Raw genomic sequence first — 17448 nt, 5'->3', positions numbered from 1 at the left:
TTGCGTACAGGCAATCAGCGCAGGCGTTGGTTACTTCTGTTTTTCAAAGCGATAAAACAGGTTCGGTTCACTCACCATGTACAGCGTGCCCGCTTCATCCATGGTCACGCCTTCGGCACGGGGAATGGTATTTTTCAGGCCGTTGAAGCCACGCAGCAGGGTGATGAAACTGACCTGTTCACCCTTCTTGTCCAGCTCCAGCAACAGGTGCGAGTCGGCAGACAACACCAGCATGTGGCCAGTCCGCGGGTCGACGGCCAAGGCAGACAGGTTGCGCATGTCCAGTGCATGGCTGGCCAGCTTCAGCTTGTCGCCGATCAGGACCTTGCCGTCACCTTTCCAGGCAAACAATGCCGGCGGGCGCTCTTCGCCCAGCAGCAGTTGCTGATTGCTCGGGTCCCAGGTGACACCCTCGAACGCCTTGTTCTGGTCGTTGGAAGGCCCGAGGTCGTATTTCGGGAAGTCGGCCATATTCAATTCGCGGGTATCGGCATCAACCTTGACGATAGAGATCAGATGCTCGCGCTCATCGACAATGGCCAGCCGGCCGTCGCCCAGCACGGTGACGCCCTCAGGGTTGCTCCAACCCACCAACGGCATTTTGCGCAGCACATCGCCCTGCAAATTCAATTCGACCAGGAACGGGTTCTTGCCCATGACCGAAAACAGAGTCTTGGTCTGAGGGTCGTAGACCATGTCCGATGCTTCATCCTTCTCCATGCCCGGCAACGGCTTGGCATCGATCACCACCCGGTAGTCCGCAAGCCAGATACTCGCTTGGCGCTCGGCCGGGCTCTTGAATTGTTCCTTCACCCAGAGCACGCCCCGCGAATCCCAGTGCATGGCGAATGCAACGCCGTAGGCGACAACAGCCACCAGCAGCAGCCAGGTGTGCCAACGCAGGGCGAAGCGCGAACGGCGAACAGGTTCAAGCGTGGAAAGCGGAGAAGTGGCCATCGGGGAATGCGTTCCAGAAATTCAGGCTAGGGGTAATAGCACAGTTTGGGGCCGGCTCAGAGGCCAACAGCCCTGAAATTATCCAGACTGGATGTGAAAAAAACGGGAAATGACAGGGTGAGCCATCTACAGGCCACCACAAAACCAATGTGGGAGCGGGCTTGCTCGCGAAAGCGGTGTGTCAGGCAACACTTAGTCGACTGTCACGCCCTCCTCGCGAGCAAGCCCGCTCCCACAGGGTTTGGCGGTGCCTGGACTAGCGAACGCTGCTGGTGAAACTGCTGGCGCCCGGCAATTCCAGAACGATCTCGTCACCGACATTCAGCGGGCCAACGCCCACTGGCGTGCCGGTGAGGATCACGTCCCCGGCCTGCAACGAGAAGCAGCCGGCCATGTGCTGGATCATCGGCACGATCGGGTTGAGCATCGCGCTGCTGTTGCCGTCCTGGCGCACTTCACCGTTGATGGTCAGGCGGATGCCGATGTCGGTCAGGTCGGCAAACGTGCTGCCGGACACGAACGGAGCAAGTACTGCCGCACCGTCGAAGGACTTGGCGATTTCCCAGGGCAGGCCCTTGGATTTCAGCTCGGCCTGCTTGTCGCGCAGGGTCAGGTCCAGGGCTGGAGCGAAACCGGAGATGGCGTCGAGCACTTCTTCGCGGCTCGGTTTGGTCGACAACGGCTTGCCGATCAACACCGCGATTTCCGCTTCGTAGTGCACCGAACCGCGCTCGGTCGGAATGCTGAAACCACCTTCCAGCGGCACCACGCAACTGCCCGGCTTGATGAACAGCAGTGGCTCGGTCGGCACCGGATTGTCCAGTTCCTTGGCGTGTTCGGCGTAGTTACGGCCGATGCACACCACTTTCCCCAACGGGAAGTGAATGCGCGTACCGTCGACATACTGGTGCTGATAGCTCATTACCGACTCCTGCTTCGTTGGCTCTTAAAGTTCGAAAATCAAACAGCGAAAATCTTGCCCGGGTTCATGATGCCGTTCGGGTCGAACACCGCCTTGACCGCTTTCATGTACTCGATCTCGACCGGCGAGCGGCTGTAGGTCAGGTAGTCACGCTTGGTCATGCCCACGCCGTGCTCGGCGGAGATCGAACCGTTGTACTTCTCGACGGTTTCGAACACCCACTTGTTGACGGTGGCGCACTTGGCGAAGAACTCATCCTTGCTCAGGTTATCCGGCTTGAGGATGTTCAAGTGCAGGTTGCCGTCGCCGATGTGGCCGAACCAGACGATTTCGAAATCCGGGTAGTGTTCACCGACGATCGCGTCGATTTCCTTCAGGAATGCCGGAACTTTCGATACGGTGACCGAAATGTCGTTCTTGTACGGCGTCCAGTGGGAAATGGTTTCGGAGATGTATTCGCGCAGCTTCCACAGGTTCTGCAACTGGGTTTCGCTCTGGCTCATCACGCCGTCCAGCACCCAGCCCTGCTCGACGCAGTGTTCGAAGGTTTCCAGGGCGTGGTTGGCCACTTCTTCGGTGGTCGCTTCGAATTCCAGCAGCGCGTAGAACGGGCAATCGGATTCGAACGGCGCCGGCACATCGCCACGTGCCATGACTTTGGCCAGGGCTTTGTCGGAGAAGAATTCGAAGGCGGTCAGGTCAAGCTTGCTCTGGAAGGCGTGCAGCACCGGCATGATCGAGTCGAAATCGGCGGTGCCGAGGACCATGGCGGTGAGGTTTTTCGGCGCGCGGTCCAGGCGCATGGTCGCTTCGACCACGAACCCGAGGGTGCCTTCGGCGCCGATGAACAGCTGACGCATGTCGTAGCCGGTGGCGTTCTTGATCAGGTCGCGGTTCAGTTCCAGCACGTCGCCCTTGCCGGTGACCACTTTCATGCCGGCAACCCAGTTACGGGTCATGCCGTAGCGAATCACCTTGATCCCGCCGGCATTGGTGCCGATATTGCCGCCAATCTGGCTCGAACCTGCCGAAGCGAAGTCCACCGGGTAGTACAGGCCGTTTTCTTCGGCCACGTTCTGCAGGTGCTCGGTGACCACGCCCGGCTGGCAAACGGCCGTGCGGTCAGTGAGGTTCACGTCGAGGATCTGGTTCATGTAGTCGAACGACACGACCACTTCACCATTGGCCGCCACCGCTGCTGCGGAAAGACCGGTACGACCACCGGACGGCACCAGCGCCACCTTGTGTTTGTTGGCCCACAGGACAATGGCCTGGACCTGCTCGGTGGTCTTGGGGAACACGATGGCGGTCGGGGCCGGGGCGAAATGCTTGGTCCAATCCTTTCCGTAAGCATTCAGGGAGTCGGCATCGGTCAGCACCTTGCCAGGCTCAACCAGGGTCTTCAGCTCTTCAATCAGGGCAGGATTGGTCATCGACAGAACTCTCGAACAATTCATGGTCATCCTGAGAACGCTTCACGTCGCAGGAATGAGTGTTTAGCGGGGTGCATATGCTAGCATAACGACCCCGCAGGATAGTGCCCAAGGGCTGTTCTGCGGTGACGGCTTTCCTGCCGTGCGGGTCAGCTCCGGGCTGCTCCCTTTCCTGCCATTTTTCTCCGGGATACAGGTTTACGCAGATGAGCAAGACTTCTCTCGATAAGAGCAAGATCAAGTTCCTTCTTCTCGAAGGCGTCCACCAATCGGCTGTCGACGTCCTCAAGGCGGCGGGCTACACCAGCATCGAGTACCTCACTGGTTCTCTGCCGGAAGCCCAGCTCAAGGAAAAGATCGCCGATGCTCACTTCATCGGCATTCGCTCCCGCACTCAACTGACCGAAGAGATCTTCGATCACGCGAAGAAGCTCGTGGCTGTAGGGTGTTTCTGCATCGGCACCAACCAGGTCGACCTGGACGCGGCCCGCGAACGCGGCATCGCGGTGTTCAACGCGCCGTACTCCAACACCCGTTCCGTCGCGGAGCTGGTGCTGGCCGAAGCGATCCTGCTGCTGCGCGGCATCCCTGAGAAGAACGCTTCCTGCCACCGTGGCGGCTGGATCAAGAGCGCGGCCAATTCCTTCGAGATCCGCGGCAAGAAGCTGGGCATCGTCGGTTACGGCTCGATCGGTACTCAACTGTCGGTCCTGGCGGAAGGCCTGGGCATGCAGGTGTACTTCTACGACACCATCACCAAGCTGCCACTGGGTAACGCCACTCAGGTAGGCAACCTGCACGAGCTGCTGGCGATGTCCGACATCGTTTCGCTGCACGTACCGGAAACCGCCGCCACCCAGTGGATGATGGGCGAGAAGGAAATCCGCGCCATCAAGAAAGGCGGCATCCTGATCAACGCCGCCCGCGGCACCGTGGTCGAACTGGACCACCTGGCGGCTGCCATCAAGGACAAGCACCTGATCGGCGCGGCCATCGACGTATTCCCGGTGGAGCCACGCTCCAACGACGAAGAGTTCGAAAGCCCGCTGCGTGGCCTGGACAACGTGATCCTGACCCCGCACATCGGTGGCTCCACCGCTGAAGCCCAGGCCAACATCGGTCTGGAAGTGGCGGAAAAACTGGTCAAGTACAGCGACAACGGTACTTCGGTATCGTCCGTGAACTTCCCGGAAGTGGCCCTGCCGGCTCACCCTGGCAAGCACCGCCTGCTGCACATCCACGAAAACATTCCGGGCGTGCTCAGCGAGATCAACAAAGTCTTCGCCGAAAACGGCATCAACATCTCCGGTCAGTTCCTGCAGACCAACGAGAAGGTTGGCTACGTGGTAATCGACGTCGACGCCGAGTACTCGGACCTGGCGCAAGAGAAGCTGCAACACGTCAAGGGCACCATCCGTAGCCGGGTGCTGTTCTGATCGCGACTTGAGCGACAAAAAAAGGGAGCCTTCGGGCTCCCTTTTTCATTCACGCTACAACGTTACTTGACGTTGACGGTGATCTTCTCGGAAACGATCGGCGGATCGAACGGCATGTGGTTGCTATCGCCCAGTTCAAGCTGCAAGGTGTGTTTGCCCGGCGTGAGCGTTACTTCAGCCTGGGTCTGCGCGTTGCCGAAATGCTGGTGGTTGGCATCTTTGGGAATCGGCGCACCGGCGGCTGGCAGCTCGTCGACGTCGATCAGCAAGTGGTGATGACCGGTGTTCTTGGTGGTATTGCCCGCCGGTGCCAGGGCAACGTTCTCGACAGCGAACTTGACGACGACCGTCTGTGGAACCGTCGCACCATCCTTGGGAGACACGATGGACACTTCGGCGCCCTTCGGAGCCGGCGTTGCACTGGCCAGCACCGAAACACCCATCAACAGGCCAGCCAAAGCAGCACGTGACATAAAGGTTTTCATTCTCTTCTCCAGTTTTTCCGTAAAATTCGCGTGGCCATGACAACTTCACGGCCATTCGTTGTCGAAGGCACTCGACAACCATAGCAAAGCGAGCCTGAATCAGAGGATCGCGATAATAAATTCAAAGGAGTGACCATGCGCTTTCTGCCTGGCCTGATCTGCCTGCTACCCCTTCTGAGCCCTTTGGCTCATGCCGAATTGATTGATGACGTCAACGACCGGGGCGAATTGCGTATTGCCGTTGAAGCCAACACTCCCCCGTTCAATTTCAAGGATGACGACAAGCTCACCGGCTTCGAAATCGAGTTGGGCCAACTGCTCGCAAGTGAACTCGATGTCCGGGCCGACTTCGTCGTCACCGACGGCAGCGATCTGCTGACCGGCGTCGAAAGCGGCAAATACGACATCGCTATCAACCACATAGCAGTGACCCCGGATCTCAAGGATCGTTTCGACTTCAGCGAACCTTACATTCAAACCAATGCGCAATTGATCGCGCAGAAAGAAGAGCCTCGCTCCATTTTGCTGGTCCAATCGCTGACGGAAGAGAAGCCCAAAACCAACCCGGCCGTGAACCTGGCGATTCCGTTTCAGAAGGGTAATCCGGCGTTCCAAGCCAGCCTGGAAAACGCATTGCAACGAATCAAGGATGACGGGCGACTGCAAGCGCTGGAACAGAAGTGGCTGGGGGCGGATGCGGGTGTGACGCCCAAGCCGAAAGAACAATGAAACCCAACTGTGGGAGCGGGCTTGCTCGCGAAGGCGGTGTATCAGTCAGCATCCCTTTCTACTGACATGCCCCCTTCGCGAGCAAGCCCGCTCCCACATTGGTTTTGTGTTGGTTGTCAGTCCAGCGTCAATAAAGCCTGTGCCGCCTGCGGCAACTCCAGCTCACTGAACACCTGCACCCCGTGACGGTTGAGTAGCGCCGCCGTCACGCCCTCGCCACTGACTTTCACGCCGCTGAACGTCCCGTCATAGGTCAGCAAATTGCCGCAGGACGGGCTGTTGGCCTTGAGGACGGCGATGCGGATGCCATGTTTTTTTACCAGTTCCAGTGCCTGATACGCCCCCGACAGAAACTGCGCACTAACGTCCTCGCCCTCGGTGGTGATCACCAACGCCTGGCCATCGAGGACTTGCGTGCCCTGCCCGTCTGGAATTTCCGCCGCCGCCCGAGGTGTTGGCAATCCACCAGCCACCTCCGGGCACAACGGCACGACCCGCCCCTCATCAAGCCACTGCTGAAGCTGATCGAAAGGCCCGCTGGCCCCGCCGTCGTAACGTACGCGGTGGCCCAACAGGCAGCGGCTGACGAGAATTTTCTGCATGATCAGAACGGCTCGTTGCCGCGCCGGCGGAACCAGCCGGTCAGCGACAGGCGATCCCGGGTCGCGGGCAGGACTTCGTGGGGAACCTCGCCGGAGAGAAACACCACCAGGCAGCCACCGACAGGTTCCACGTCGTAGACGCGATCATTGTCGAGGTACATGCGCAACTGGCCGCCGTGTTCGGGAAGCCAGCCGTCATTGAGATAAACCACCGCCGAAACCATGCGCCGGTCGTCATCGCGAAAACGGTCGACGTGCTTCAGGTAGAAGGCGCCGGGCGGGTACATCGCAAAATGGCTTTCGAAATCCTCCAGGCCGAGAAACAGACCGCGATTGATCGCCTCGCGCAGGCTGTCCATCAAACTCAGATAGCTGTCGCACGCCTCGGCCTGGCCGGGGTCGATCCACTGGATATGGTCGCCACGAATCCCTTCGCGGATCTCCGATGACGGCCCACGGCCCACGGCGGCCGGAGCCAGCTGACCCTCGGCAGCACGTTTGCGACACTCGGCCGCCAGCTCTCGGGTCAAGTCCTGAGGCAGGAAAATATTCTGCTGCGACCAGCCGTGCTCGGCCAGGTCGTCGACGATTCGTAGCAGCAGCGGGTGATCAGAGGATATTTGCATGGCGCGCATAGTATTCCTGTGCCCGGAAATCCGACAGAGCCGCGCAGCGGGTTGATACGAATTCTCGACAAGCAGGGGTGCCACACGGAGAATAGTCGCCTGCTGACTGGAGTCCCTATGCGCCGTTTGCTTTTATCCCTGCTGATGTTCTGCGTTTTGCCCGCCTGGGCAGACGGCCACGATCAGTTGTACAAGGTCGCCGGCTGGCCGGAACAACGCGCGCATTTCAGCGATGCCCTTTCGGCTGCTCAGCAACGCTACCAGGGCAGCCTGCCCCCGGCGGTGTTTCAGGCACTGGTCAGCAACAGCAATCAGCGTTTTTCCCCCCAGGCCGTGGACCAGCGCGCCGAAGCGCAATTGCGCAAGAACCTCGCTGACCCCAAACCCGCGCTGACGTTTTTCCAGTCGCCCCTGGGCAAGAAAATCGTCGCCGCCGAGTTGCTGGCGACCCGTCGCGACCAACTGGCAAAAAACGCCAAGGGTCTGCCGAAGATGCAGGCCAGCGACAGCCGCATGTTGATCATCGGCCATTTGGCACAAGCCCTGCCCGCGCGCGAGGCCGGCGCGGAAGTCAGCCTGGCGATTGCTGGCGTCGCCGCCGATAGCTTGAGTTCAATGATCCCGGGATTGCTCGGTGCCGGTCAGGCCCAGGGCATGCTCAACGGCCAGCGCCAGCGCCTGATGGAGCAGATCGGTAGCGACCTCAACAACACACTGCTGTATGTCTATCGCGACCTGTCGGACAACGAACTGGAAGAGTTCGCGACCTTTGCCGAATCGGCGGAAGGCCAGGCTTATTATCAAGCGGCGCTGGCGGCGATTCGGGCGGGGTTGGCGGTGGGGCAGAGCAATTCGAACCTGACCCAGTGATTTTCGTTTCCAAATAGACCGCTTTCGCGAGCAAGCCCGCTCCCACATTGGATCTGTGCACACCGCCCCTCTGTGGGAGCGGGCTTGCTCGCGAAGGGGCCAGAACAGTCACTAGGGATTGCGACCCTTAATCCGCCTGGTCAAGAACCCGAAATACTCCTGCCGCATCACCAGCGTCTCATTCGCCAGATGATGTCGTGCCTCGGGCAGCATCAGCACCTGAGGCCGATCAAACTTGCCCCGCAACACTTCCAGGTTGTGCTCCCAATCCACCGTCATGTCGGCCTGCCCCTGCACGATCAGCGGCCGGCGGGTGCTCATGGGTGCGGCCTCGATGCGTTTGATCCAGCGCGCCAACGCACCCACCCAGGCTGTCGGCAGGCGCAACGGCTGCAACGGATCGGCCTGCAGAAACGGCAGAAAGGCCGGGTCATTGGAGTTCTCGCTGAAACGCCGGGCGATGGCTTTGACGAAAGGCTTGAGCAGGTAGTAACTCAGTTGCGACCAACCCCACGCCCGCGGCCGCACCAGCGGCGACAGCAAAATCACCTGGCCCTGGGCCGGGCTGCTCGCCCCCGCATTCAACACATGATCGATCACGATCGCCCCGCCGGTGCTCTGCCCGCACAAGTGCCACGGCTGCGGCAAGTCGAGGGATTGCGCCTCGCGGAACAACCCTTGCAACGCGTCCTGATACTCGGCGAAATCCTTGATGCTCGCCCGTTCGCCACTGGACAGGCCATGCCCCGGCAAGTCGCAGGCAATCACCGCAAAGCCCTGGTCCAGCGCCCACTCGATCACATGCCGATAGAGCCCGGTGTGGTCGTAGAAACCGTGGATGACAAACAGCGTCGCCTTGGCTCGCTCGGGCCACCAGAACTGGCTGACCAGCTCATAACCGTCGACCTCGAATCGCCCAAGGCCGCTGCGCACCTGACGCGAGGCAAAATCCAGCCCGTAGAATCGCTGGTAAGCCTGCGCCTGCGCCGACAACGGCTGCCCGGCAGCCAATGGCAGCAGGCTTGCACGTAGAAGATCAGGGTCGAAAGTAGCCGGCATGGACGATTCCAGAACGTGAAACGGACTTTATAGGCCTGCGATATTCATCTGTCGCGGCAAGCATGGCAAGCTAGCCACCCTTCGAGGATTGAACCGATGCGCTCGCCCCTTCGCGCCCCCCTGTTTGCCAGCCTGCTCGCCGTGGTGTGTGCTGGCGTATTGTGGGCGGCCTACGACTGGTTCCAGGGGCGTTACCTGCGGGCGTTCAGCGAGCACACCGCGATGTTTTCCGGTGATCCGCTGCGCCTTCCCGAATCCCTCGCCGGCCCTGGCGCCATCCGCCTTGTGCATTTCTGGGACCCGGCCTGCCCGTGCAATGTCGGCAATCAACAACACCTGACCAAACTGGTCGAGCGCTACGTACCCCATGGCGTGGAATTCTATGCCGTGCAAAAACCCGGTAGCCACGGCCAATTGCCGAGCAACTTGAGCAGCCTCAAAACCATCGACATCCTGCCCGGCTCCGAACAGATCCCCGCCAGCCCGGCCGTGGCGATCTGGGATCGCAGCGGCAAACTGGCGTACTTCGGCCCCTACAGCGAAGGCCTGACCTGTAACTCCAGCAACAGCTTTATCGAGCCGATCCTGCAAGCGCTGGATGAAGGCCGTGCGGTGAGTGCCACACACACACTGGCGGTGGGGTGTTACTGCCCGTGGCCTGTCGATCCAACTAAATAGGGAAAGACGCGGTAATACGAATCCCTCCTACGGGCGATGCGCCAAATCGGCACCCCGTGTTACACAGTGGCATCAGGAATCACAATAACAACAAGGACTCTTATGAAACGCAGCCTGACCGCTCTCGCTCTGCTGATCGTCGTGCTGGCCGCCGGGGCTGGCTGGTACCTCTACAGCAAGCAGCCGTCACGCCAGGGCATGGTGGAACTGCAACACCTGCAAGGCTCCGTCACCGTGCGCTACGACGAGCGTGGCATCCCGCACATCCGCGCCGACAACGAAACCGACCTGTACCGCGCCCTCGGCTACGTGCATGCCCAGGACCGCCTGTTCCAGATGGAAGTCCTGCGTCGCCTGGCCCGTGGCGAACTGGCCGAAGTGCTCGGGCCGAAGCTGCTCGACACCGACAAACTGATGCGCAGCCTGCGCATTCGCGAACGCGCAGAAACTTACCTGGCGAACCTCGACAAGCAGTCGCCCTCCTTCATCGCCATGCAAGCCTATCTGGACGGCATCAACCAGTATCAGGACAGCCACGCCAAACCCGTGGAGTTCGATGTGCTGGGAATTCCAAAACGCCCGTTCACGGCCCAGGACACCATCAGCATCGCCGGCTACATGGCCTACAGTTTTGCTGCGGCATTTCGTACCGAACCCTTGCTGACATTCGTGCGCGACCAACTGGGGCCCCAATACCTGAACATCTTCGATCTCGACTGGCAGCCCAAGGGCGTGCTCAACGGGACCGGCACCACCTTGGCCAGCGCCGACTGGAAAGACCTCAATGCCCTCGCCCGCTTGAGCGAACAAGCCCTGGCTGACAACGGCCTGCCACAGTTCGAGGGCAGCAACGCCTGGGTCGTCGCGGGCAGCCGGACCCAAAGCGGCAAGCCGCTGCTGGCGGGTGATCCGCATATCCGTTTTTCCGCGCCGTCGGTGTGGTACGAAGCGCAGCTCTCGGCGCCCGGCTTCGAACTCTACGGCCACTATCAGGCCTTGATGCCGTTTGCGTCGCTGGGCATGAACCACGACTTCGGCTGGAGCATCACCATGTTCCAGAATGACGACCTCGACCTGATCGCCGAGAAGGTCAACCCGGACAACCCCAATCAGGTCTGGTATCGCGGCAAGTGGGTGGACATGACGACCAGCGAGCAGCAGATCGCAGTCAAGGGCCAGGCGCCAGTCACCCTGGTGTTGCGTCAGTCGCCCCACGGGCCGATCGTCAACGATGCCTTGGGCAGCGGCGTCGGTAAAACGCCGATTGCCATGTGGTGGGCATTTCTCGAAAGCCAGAACCCGATCCTGGAGGGTTTCTACCAGCTCAATCGCGCCGACACCCTGGCCAAGGCCCGTGGTGCCGCGGCAAAAATCCAGGCCCCGGGCCTGAACGTTGTCTGGGCCAATGCCAAGGGAGATATCGGCTGGTGGGCGGCGGCGCAATTGCCTAAACGCCCGGCGGGTGTACGCCCGTGGTTCATCCTCGACGGCAGCACCGCCGAGGCGGACAAGGATGGCTTCTACCCGTTCAGCGCCAACCCTCAGGAAGAAAACCCGGCCCGGGGCTACATCGTCTCGGCCAACTTCCAGCCGGTGTCGCCAACCGGCATGGAGATTCCCGGCTACTACAACCTTGCCGATCGCGGCCAGCAACTCAATCGCCAGCTCAGCGACAAAGCGATCAAATGGGACCTGGAAAACAGCCAGAAACTGCAACTGGGCACCACTACCGCCTACGGCCCGCGCCTGTTGGCACCGCTGTTGCCGGTGTTGCGCGAAGTGGTGAGCGATCCCGCCGAACTCAAACTGGTGGAGCAACTGGCCCAGTGGAAAGGCGATTACCCGCTCGACTCGACCAGCGCCACGCTGTTCAACCAGTTCCTGTTCAACCTGACTGACGCGACGATGCGCGATGAACTGGGTAACGACTTCTTCGAAACGCTGCTCTCGACCCGGGTGATCGACGCCGCGCTCCCCCGCCTGGCCGCCAGCGCCGATTCGCCGTGGTGGGACAACCGCAGCACCCTCGACAAGGAAACCCGTGCCGACACGGTGAAGGCCGCCTGGCAATCCAGCCTCGCGCACCTCAAGAGCACTCTCGGCGCAGACTCCTCGCAATGGCAGTGGGGCAGCGCGCACACATTGACCCATGGCCATCCGCTCGGGCAGCAAAAACCGCTGGACCTGTTCTTCAATGTCGGCCCCTTCGCCGCACCCGGCAGTCATGAAGTGCCGAACAACCTCTCGGCGAAAATCGGACCGGCACCCTGGCCCGTCACCTACGGCCCTTCGACCCGGCGCCTGATCGACTTCGCCGACCCGGCCCACAGCCTGACCATCAACCCGGTCGGCCAGAGCGGAGTCCTGTTCGACAGCCACTATGATGATCAGGCCGAGGCCTACGTCGAGGGGATGTACTTCCAGGCGCATCTCAATGAAGAAGAGGTCACGGCCAATACCCGCAGTACGTTGAAGCTGTTGCCGGCGCGGGTTGTACCATAGATTTTTGCTGGCCGGGCCGGCCTCATCGCGAGCAAGCTCGCTCCCACAAGGATCTGTGTCGAACACAAATTATGTGAACACCAGAGAAACCTGTGGGAGCGAGCTTGCTCGCGATGGGGCCCTGATAGACGCCTACAAATTCAGCTCAAACCATCGCCGCAAAGTTCAGCCGGAACTGCTGCGGCGTCACCCCCAACCTGCGATTGAACACACTGCGCATGTGCTGGGCATCGCGAAAACCGCATTGATAGGCCACGGTCTTGAGCGGCGCGCGGGTGCTTTCCAGCAGCGTGCGCGCCGCATCGACCCTCGCTCGCTCGACGAACTCGGCCGGGGTGATTTTCGCTTCCCTGGCAAACACCCGGGAGAAGTTGCGCGCACTCATGTTGGCGGCATTGGCCAGGTCGGCGATGGCCAGGTCGCCCGTCAGGTTGGCCAGCACGTAATGCTGCACCATCGCTACCGCCGAATCCGCTTCGGCGTGGGGTGTGAGGAACGGGCTGAATTGCGACTGCCCGCCCGAACGCTGGGTGAACACCACCAGCCGCCTGGCGACGCTCAGTGCAACTTCCGGCCCGTGATCCCGGCCCAATAGATACAACGACAGATCGATCCCCGCTGTGACCCCGGCCGAGGTGAACAGCTCGCCGTCCTCAACATACAGTCGATCCGCTTCCACCCGGGAGGAGGGACACAGTGCAGCCAGATCCGATGCGTCCTGCCAATGCGTAGTGACCGTGCGCCCCTCCAGCAATCCGGCCCGGGCGAGCATGAACGCGCCGTTGCAGATCGAGCCGAAGCGCTTGGCCCGCACGCAGGCATCGCGCAACCAGCCGTCGAATGCCATGCCGAAATCCATGAACGGCAACTGCGGCCCGCCCGCCACCAGCAACAGGTCATACGGCTCCAGCGCTTCGCTGAAATGCCGATGGGCATTGAGTGCCAAACCGTTGGAGCACGCCATCATCCCGCGCTCGACGCCGATCACCTCCAGCCGATAGTGATCCTGCGGGGCAAGGAAGCGATTGGCCTCGGAAAACACATCCATGGGGCCGGTGACATCCAGCGACTGAACGCCGGCGAACACCACGATGGCTACGGTTTTACTCATGGTTCGAAGAGCCTCTCATGGCACCGATTGCAACGCTCACCTGTAGGAGCGAGCCTGCTCGCGATGGACGTCAACGATGACGGGAGCTGGCTGGATGTACGCGGTGCCCTCACGTGCATCGCGAGCAAGCTCGCTCCTACAGGGTCTGCATGCACCCTAGCCAATCCACGCCCAACAAGCGAGGTTGGCGCGATATGCACGCTCATTGGCCGGGATCGCAGCCATGGATCGATTGTCCGGTTTCCGGGGCCGGAACAGACTGAAACCCTCAGCGCCGCCAAGGCGTTCACGACGAGGAAAACTCCATGAGCACCACCATCGCCGGCATCAAGATCCCCGACAGCGCACTGGCAAAGGCCACCACCGAATACATCCGCGACATCGAGTCCGACCTGCTCTACCACCACTCGCGCCGGGTCTTCCTGTTTGGTGCTCTGAGCGGCGAGCGCAAGCAACTGGCCTACAACCCGGAGTTGCTGTACGTCGGCGCGATGTTCCATGACCTGGGACTGGTGCAAGGTCATCGCAGCGACAACGAGCGCTTCGAAGTCGACGGTGCCAACGCGGCAGCGGCGTTCCTCAAGCCTTACGGATTGAGCGATGACGACATCGAACAGGTCTGGCTATCGATTGCCCTGCACACCACGCCGGGCGTGCCTCAGCATTTGCGGTCCACCGTGGCACTGGTCACGGCTGGCGTCGAGATGGACGTGCTGGGCATGGACTACGCGGCGTTTTCCAGCGTGCAGCGCGAAGCGGTGGTGCATGCGCATCCACGGGGCGAGGGATTCAAGGAGTGCATCATCTGCGCGTTTGCCGACGGCTTGCGCCATCGTCCGCAGACCACGTTCGGCAATGTGAAGACTGATGTGCTGGTGGATCAGGAGCCGGGGTTCAAGCCGATGAACTTCGTCGAGGTCATTCGTAAATCTCCCTGGGTCGCATAAGCAAATGTGGGAGCGGGCTTGCTCGCGAAGGGGTCGTGTCAGTCTATATCCACATTGACTGACACAACGCTTTCGCGAGCAAGCCCGCTCCCACATTTTGGATTGGGTTGATCACAAGAGCGTGGTCAACCCGACGTCAGGCTCAAGCCGCTTCCGGCGCCTGCGCGCGACGCACGTCCGGTTGCTTCCACGAGTCGGCTGCCGCTTCTTCGATCGCCTGCTGGATCGCACGACGACGGCTTTCTTCGGCGCGACGGCTGAAGAACCAGACCAGGAAGGTCACGATCGACACCGCCAGCAGGATCAGGCTGGCCACGGCGTTGATCTCGGGTTTGACCCCCAGACGGACCGCCGAGAACACTTCCATCGGCAGGGTCGTGGAGCCCGGGCCGGACACGAAGCTCGCCAGCACCAGGTCATCCAGCGACAGGGCGAACGACATCATGCCGCCCGCTGCCAGCGATGGCGCGATCATCGGGATGGTGATCAGGAAGAACACCTTCCACGGCCGTGCACCGAGGTCCATGGCCGCTTCTTCGATGGACAGGTCCAGCTCACGCAAGCGTGCCGAGACCACCACCGCCACATAGGCCGCACAGAACGTGGTGTGGGCGATCCAGATGGTGACGATGCCGCGTTCCTGCGGCCAGCCGATCATCTGCGCCATGGCCACGAACAGTAGCAACAGCGACAGACCGGTGATCACCTCAGGCATGACCAGCGGCGCAGTGACCAGGCCACCGAACAGGGTACGGCCCTTGAAGCGCGTAATGCGTGTCAGGACGAACGCCGCCAATGTACCCAGTGCCACCGCCGCGATGGCGGTGTAGCAGGCGATTTCCAGCGAGCGCACCACCGAGCCCATCAGTTGGCTGTTGTCGAGCAGGCCGACGTACCACTTGATCGACCAGCCGCCCCACACCGTTACCAGTTTGGAGGCGTTGAACGAGTAGATGACCAGGATCAGCATCGGCAGGTAGATGAACAACAGACCCAGTACCAGCATCAGGCTGGAGAAACGGAAGCGCTTCATTCTTTACCCTCCATTTCCTTGGCCTGACTGCGGTTGAACAGGATGATCGGCACAATCAGGATCGCCAGCATCACTACCGCCAGGGCAGACGCCACCGGCCAGTCACGGTTGTTGAAGAACTCTTGCCAGAGCACTTTACCGATCATCAGGGTTTCCGGACCACCGAGCAGTTCCGGGATCACGAACTCACCCACCACCGGGATGAACACCAGCATGCAGCCGGCGATGATGCCGTTTTTCGACAGCGGCACGGTGATTTTCCAGAAGCTGTTGAACGTGCTCGAACCCAGGTCCGACGCAGCTTCCAGCAGGCTCTGGTCGTGCTTCACCAGGTTGGCGTACAGCGGCAGGATCATGAACGGCAGGTAGGAATAAACCACGCCGATGTAGACCGCCAGGTTGGTGTTGAGGATCTGCAGCGGCTCGTCGATCCAGCCCATGCTCATCAGGAACCCGTTGAGCAGGCCGTTATTGCTGAGGATGCCCATCCACGCGTAAACGCGGATCAGGATCGCGGTCCAGGTCGGCATCATGATCAGCAGCACCAGCACCGTTTGCACTTCCTTGCGGGCAACGGAGATGCCGTAGGCCATCGGGTAGCCGATCAGCAGGCAGAGGATGGTGCTGAAAAGCGCCATCTTCAACGAGCCGAGGTAAGCGGCGATGTACAGCTCGTCACCGGCCAGCATCGCGTAGTTGCCCAGGTTAAGCAGCAACTGCAGCTTCTGCTCGGCGTAGCTGTAGATCTCGGTGTATGGCGGAATGGCCACGTCCGCTTCGGCGAAGCTGATCTTCAGTACGATGAAGAACGGCAGCATGAAGAACAGGAACAGCCAGATGAAGGGAACCCCGATGACCATCTGACGGCCACCGGGAATTATTCGATTGAGTCGACGCTTGAATTTGCGCATGTTCATGAGCGCAGCACCACGCCGCTGTCATCTTCCCAGTACACGTAGACCTGATCACCCCAGGTCGGACGCTGCCCGCGACGCTCGGCGTTGGCCACGAACGACTGCACCAGCTTGCCGCTTGGCAATTCGACGTAGAACACCGAGTGCCCACCCAGGTAGGCGATGTCGTGCACTTTGCCGCTGGACCAGTTGTACTGGCAGGTCGGCATGTCGGCGGTGACCAGCAGTTTTTCCGGACGGATCGCGTAGGTGACCGACTTGTCCTGCACCGAAGTGCTGATGCCGTGGCCGACGTAGATCTGACGATCCAGGTCTTTGCAGGTAATGATCGCGTGACCTTCGGCGTCGTCGATCACTTCGCCTTCGAAGATGTTCACGTTGCCGATGAATTCGCAGACCAGGCGACTGGTCGGGGTTTCGTAGATGTCGATCGGGCTGCCGATCTGGGCGATCCAGCCCAGGTGCATGATCGCGATACGCTCGGCCATGGTCATGGCCTCTTCCTGATCGTGGGTCACCATGACGCAGGTTACGCCGACGCGCTCGATAATCTCCACCAGTTCCAGCTGCATTTGCGAACGCAGCTTCTTGTCCAGTGCGCCCATCGGTTCGTCGAGCAACAGCAGCTTCGGACGCTTGGCCAGGGAACGAGCCAGTGCCACGCGCTGACGCTGGCCGCCGGACAGTTGGTGTGGCTTGCGCTTGGCGTACTGGCTCATCTGTACCAGCTTGAGCATTTCGGCCACGCGGGCGTCAACTTCAGCAGCCGGGATCTTGTCCTGCTTGAGGCCAAAGGCGATGTTCTGCGCCACGGTCATATGCGGGAACAAGGCGTAGGACTGGAACATCATGTTGATCGGCCGTTCGTATGGCGGCATATCAGTGATGTCTACGCCATCGAGGAAAATGCGCCCCTCCGTGGGCCGTTCGAAACCTGCGAGCATGCGCAGCAAAGTGGATTTGCCCGATCCCGAACCGCCGAGCAGGGCGAAAATCTCGCCTTTCTTGATTTCCAGGGACACATCGTCCACGGCAATCGTCTCGTCGAACTTCTTCGTGACCCGGTCGATTTTGACCAGCACCTGTTTAGGTGACTGGTCGCCCTCGAGGGCTTTCTTATAGGCGCCGGAGGCAACTGCCATTT

At 60.7% G+C, this 17448-nt stretch carries 17 protein-coding genes; 6 read left to right on the top strand and 11 right to left on the bottom strand.

Going from position 1 to position 17448, the window contains the following annotated elements; all coding sequences use genetic code 11:
* Positions 1–30 precede the first annotated feature (30 nt).
* From KGA98_RS02255 to KGA98_RS02245, 3 genes are all read right to left on the bottom strand, one after another.
* Positions 31–957 (bottom strand): SdiA-regulated domain-containing protein, encoded by a 927-nt coding sequence (locus tag KGA98_RS02255; RefSeq protein ID WP_223500744.1) that lies wholly within the window; start codon positions 955–957, stop codon positions 31–33.
* Positions 958–1213: 256 nt separating this feature from the next.
* Positions 1214–1879: a fumarylacetoacetate hydrolase family protein gene (locus tag KGA98_RS02250; RefSeq protein WP_056726437.1), complete on the bottom strand. Its 666-nt coding sequence runs from the start codon at positions 1877–1879 to the stop codon at positions 1214–1216.
* A 38-nt stretch (positions 1880–1917) separates the two neighbouring features.
* Entirely contained in the window at positions 1918–3312 is a 1395-nt protein-coding gene (locus KGA98_RS02245) for an FAD-binding oxidoreductase (protein WP_032829505.1), read from the bottom strand.
* A 206-nt stretch (positions 3313–3518) separates the two neighbouring features.
* Between KGA98_RS02245 and serA the strand changes: the two genes are divergently transcribed.
* Positions 3519–4748, top strand: coding sequence for a phosphoglycerate dehydrogenase (gene serA, locus KGA98_RS02240; protein WP_007976393.1), 1230 nt, complete (start codon positions 3519–3521; stop codon positions 4746–4748).
* Positions 4749–4810: 62 nt separating this feature from the next.
* Here the strand turns inward: serA and KGA98_RS02235 are convergent, their stop codons facing one another.
* Positions 4811–5233: a DUF4399 domain-containing protein gene (locus KGA98_RS02235; RefSeq protein WP_057712864.1), complete on the bottom strand. Its 423-nt coding sequence runs from the start codon at positions 5231–5233 to the stop codon at positions 4811–4813.
* A 135-nt stretch (positions 5234–5368) separates the two neighbouring features.
* Here KGA98_RS02235 and KGA98_RS02230 point away from each other — a divergent pair, with 135 nt between their 5' ends.
* Entirely contained in the window at positions 5369–5962 is a 594-nt protein-coding gene (locus KGA98_RS02230; protein ID WP_154860936.1) for a transporter substrate-binding domain-containing protein, read from the top strand.
* A gap of 116 nt (positions 5963–6078) precedes the next feature.
* Here KGA98_RS02230 and KGA98_RS02225 read toward each other — a convergent pair whose 3' ends face one another.
* Both KGA98_RS02225 and KGA98_RS02220 read right to left on the bottom strand, forming a co-directional pair.
* The gene (locus tag KGA98_RS02225) at positions 6079–6564 is read right to left on the bottom strand and encodes a DUF523 domain-containing protein (protein ID WP_223500735.1); all 486 of its coding nucleotides are present in this window, start codon (positions 6562–6564) and stop codon (positions 6079–6081) included.
* A 2-nt stretch (positions 6565–6566) separates the two neighbouring features.
* Complete coding sequence (locus tag KGA98_RS02220; RefSeq protein ID WP_218494670.1) at positions 6567–7199, bottom strand: 2OG-Fe(II) oxygenase; 633 nt, start codon at positions 7197–7199, stop codon at positions 6567–6569.
* A gap of 108 nt (positions 7200–7307) precedes the next feature.
* Between KGA98_RS02220 and KGA98_RS02215 the strand changes: the two genes are divergently transcribed.
* Positions 7308–8060: a DUF2059 domain-containing protein gene (locus KGA98_RS02215; RefSeq protein ID WP_223500734.1), complete on the top strand. Its 753-nt coding sequence runs from the start codon at positions 7308–7310 to the stop codon at positions 8058–8060.
* A 111-nt stretch (positions 8061–8171) separates the two neighbouring features.
* Here KGA98_RS02215 and KGA98_RS02210 read toward each other — a convergent pair whose 3' ends face one another.
* Positions 8172–9119 (bottom strand): alpha/beta hydrolase, encoded by a 948-nt coding sequence (locus KGA98_RS02210; RefSeq protein WP_223500732.1) that lies wholly within the window; start codon positions 9117–9119, stop codon positions 8172–8174.
* Between the two features lie 96 nt (positions 9120–9215).
* Between KGA98_RS02210 and KGA98_RS02205 the strand changes: the two genes are divergently transcribed.
* Positions 9216–9797, top strand: coding sequence for a DUF6436 domain-containing protein (locus KGA98_RS02205; RefSeq protein WP_223500730.1), 582 nt, complete (start codon positions 9216–9218; stop codon positions 9795–9797).
* Positions 9798–9899: 102 nt separating this feature from the next.
* Positions 9900–12299, top strand: coding sequence for a penicillin acylase family protein (locus tag KGA98_RS02200; protein ID WP_223500728.1), 2400 nt, complete (start codon positions 9900–9902; stop codon positions 12297–12299).
* A 145-nt stretch (positions 12300–12444) separates the two neighbouring features.
* On the opposite strand, the gene KGA98_RS02195 is transcribed toward KGA98_RS02200, so the two are convergent.
* The gene (locus tag KGA98_RS02195; protein WP_223500720.1) at positions 12445–13410 is read right to left on the bottom strand and encodes a GlxA family transcriptional regulator; all 966 of its coding nucleotides are present in this window, start codon (positions 13408–13410) and stop codon (positions 12445–12447) included.
* A gap of 305 nt (positions 13411–13715) precedes the next feature.
* Here KGA98_RS02195 and KGA98_RS02190 point away from each other — a divergent pair, with 305 nt between their 5' ends.
* Positions 13716–14357 carry an HD domain-containing protein gene (locus KGA98_RS02190; protein ID WP_223500712.1) on the top strand — a complete coding sequence of 214 codons (642 nt, stop codon included), beginning with the start codon at positions 13716–13718 and terminating at the stop codon, positions 14355–14357.
* A gap of 142 nt (positions 14358–14499) precedes the next feature.
* Here the strand turns inward: KGA98_RS02190 and KGA98_RS02185 are convergent, their stop codons facing one another.
* Genes KGA98_RS02185 through KGA98_RS02175 form a run of 3 tightly spaced genes read right to left on the bottom strand, consistent with a single transcriptional unit; the run spans position 14500 to position 17446 of the window.
* Positions 14500–15390: an ABC transporter permease subunit gene (locus tag KGA98_RS02185; RefSeq protein ID WP_057712854.1), complete on the bottom strand. Its 891-nt coding sequence runs from the start codon at positions 15388–15390 to the stop codon at positions 14500–14502.
* The gene (locus tag KGA98_RS02180) at positions 15387–16268 is read right to left on the bottom strand and encodes an ABC transporter permease subunit (protein ID WP_191622238.1); all 882 of its coding nucleotides are present in this window, start codon (positions 16266–16268) and stop codon (positions 15387–15389) included. The genes KGA98_RS02185 and KGA98_RS02180 overlap by 4 nt, the downstream gene beginning before the upstream one ends.
* A gap of 35 nt (positions 16269–16303) precedes the next feature.
* The gene (locus tag KGA98_RS02175) at positions 16304–17446 is read right to left on the bottom strand and encodes an ABC transporter ATP-binding protein (RefSeq protein WP_057712853.1); all 1143 of its coding nucleotides are present in this window, start codon (positions 17444–17446) and stop codon (positions 16304–16306) included.
* Positions 17447–17448: the final 2 nt, after the last annotated feature.

Origin of the sequence: Pseudomonas sp. BF-R-24 (genome assembly GCF_019947335.1) — a bacterium.
GTDB classification, from domain to species: domain Bacteria; phylum Pseudomonadota; class Gammaproteobacteria; order Pseudomonadales; family Pseudomonadaceae; genus Aquipseudomonas; species Aquipseudomonas jessenii.
Note: the sequence above shows the minus strand (reverse complement) of the source record. Positions and strands in the feature narration are given on the sequence as shown.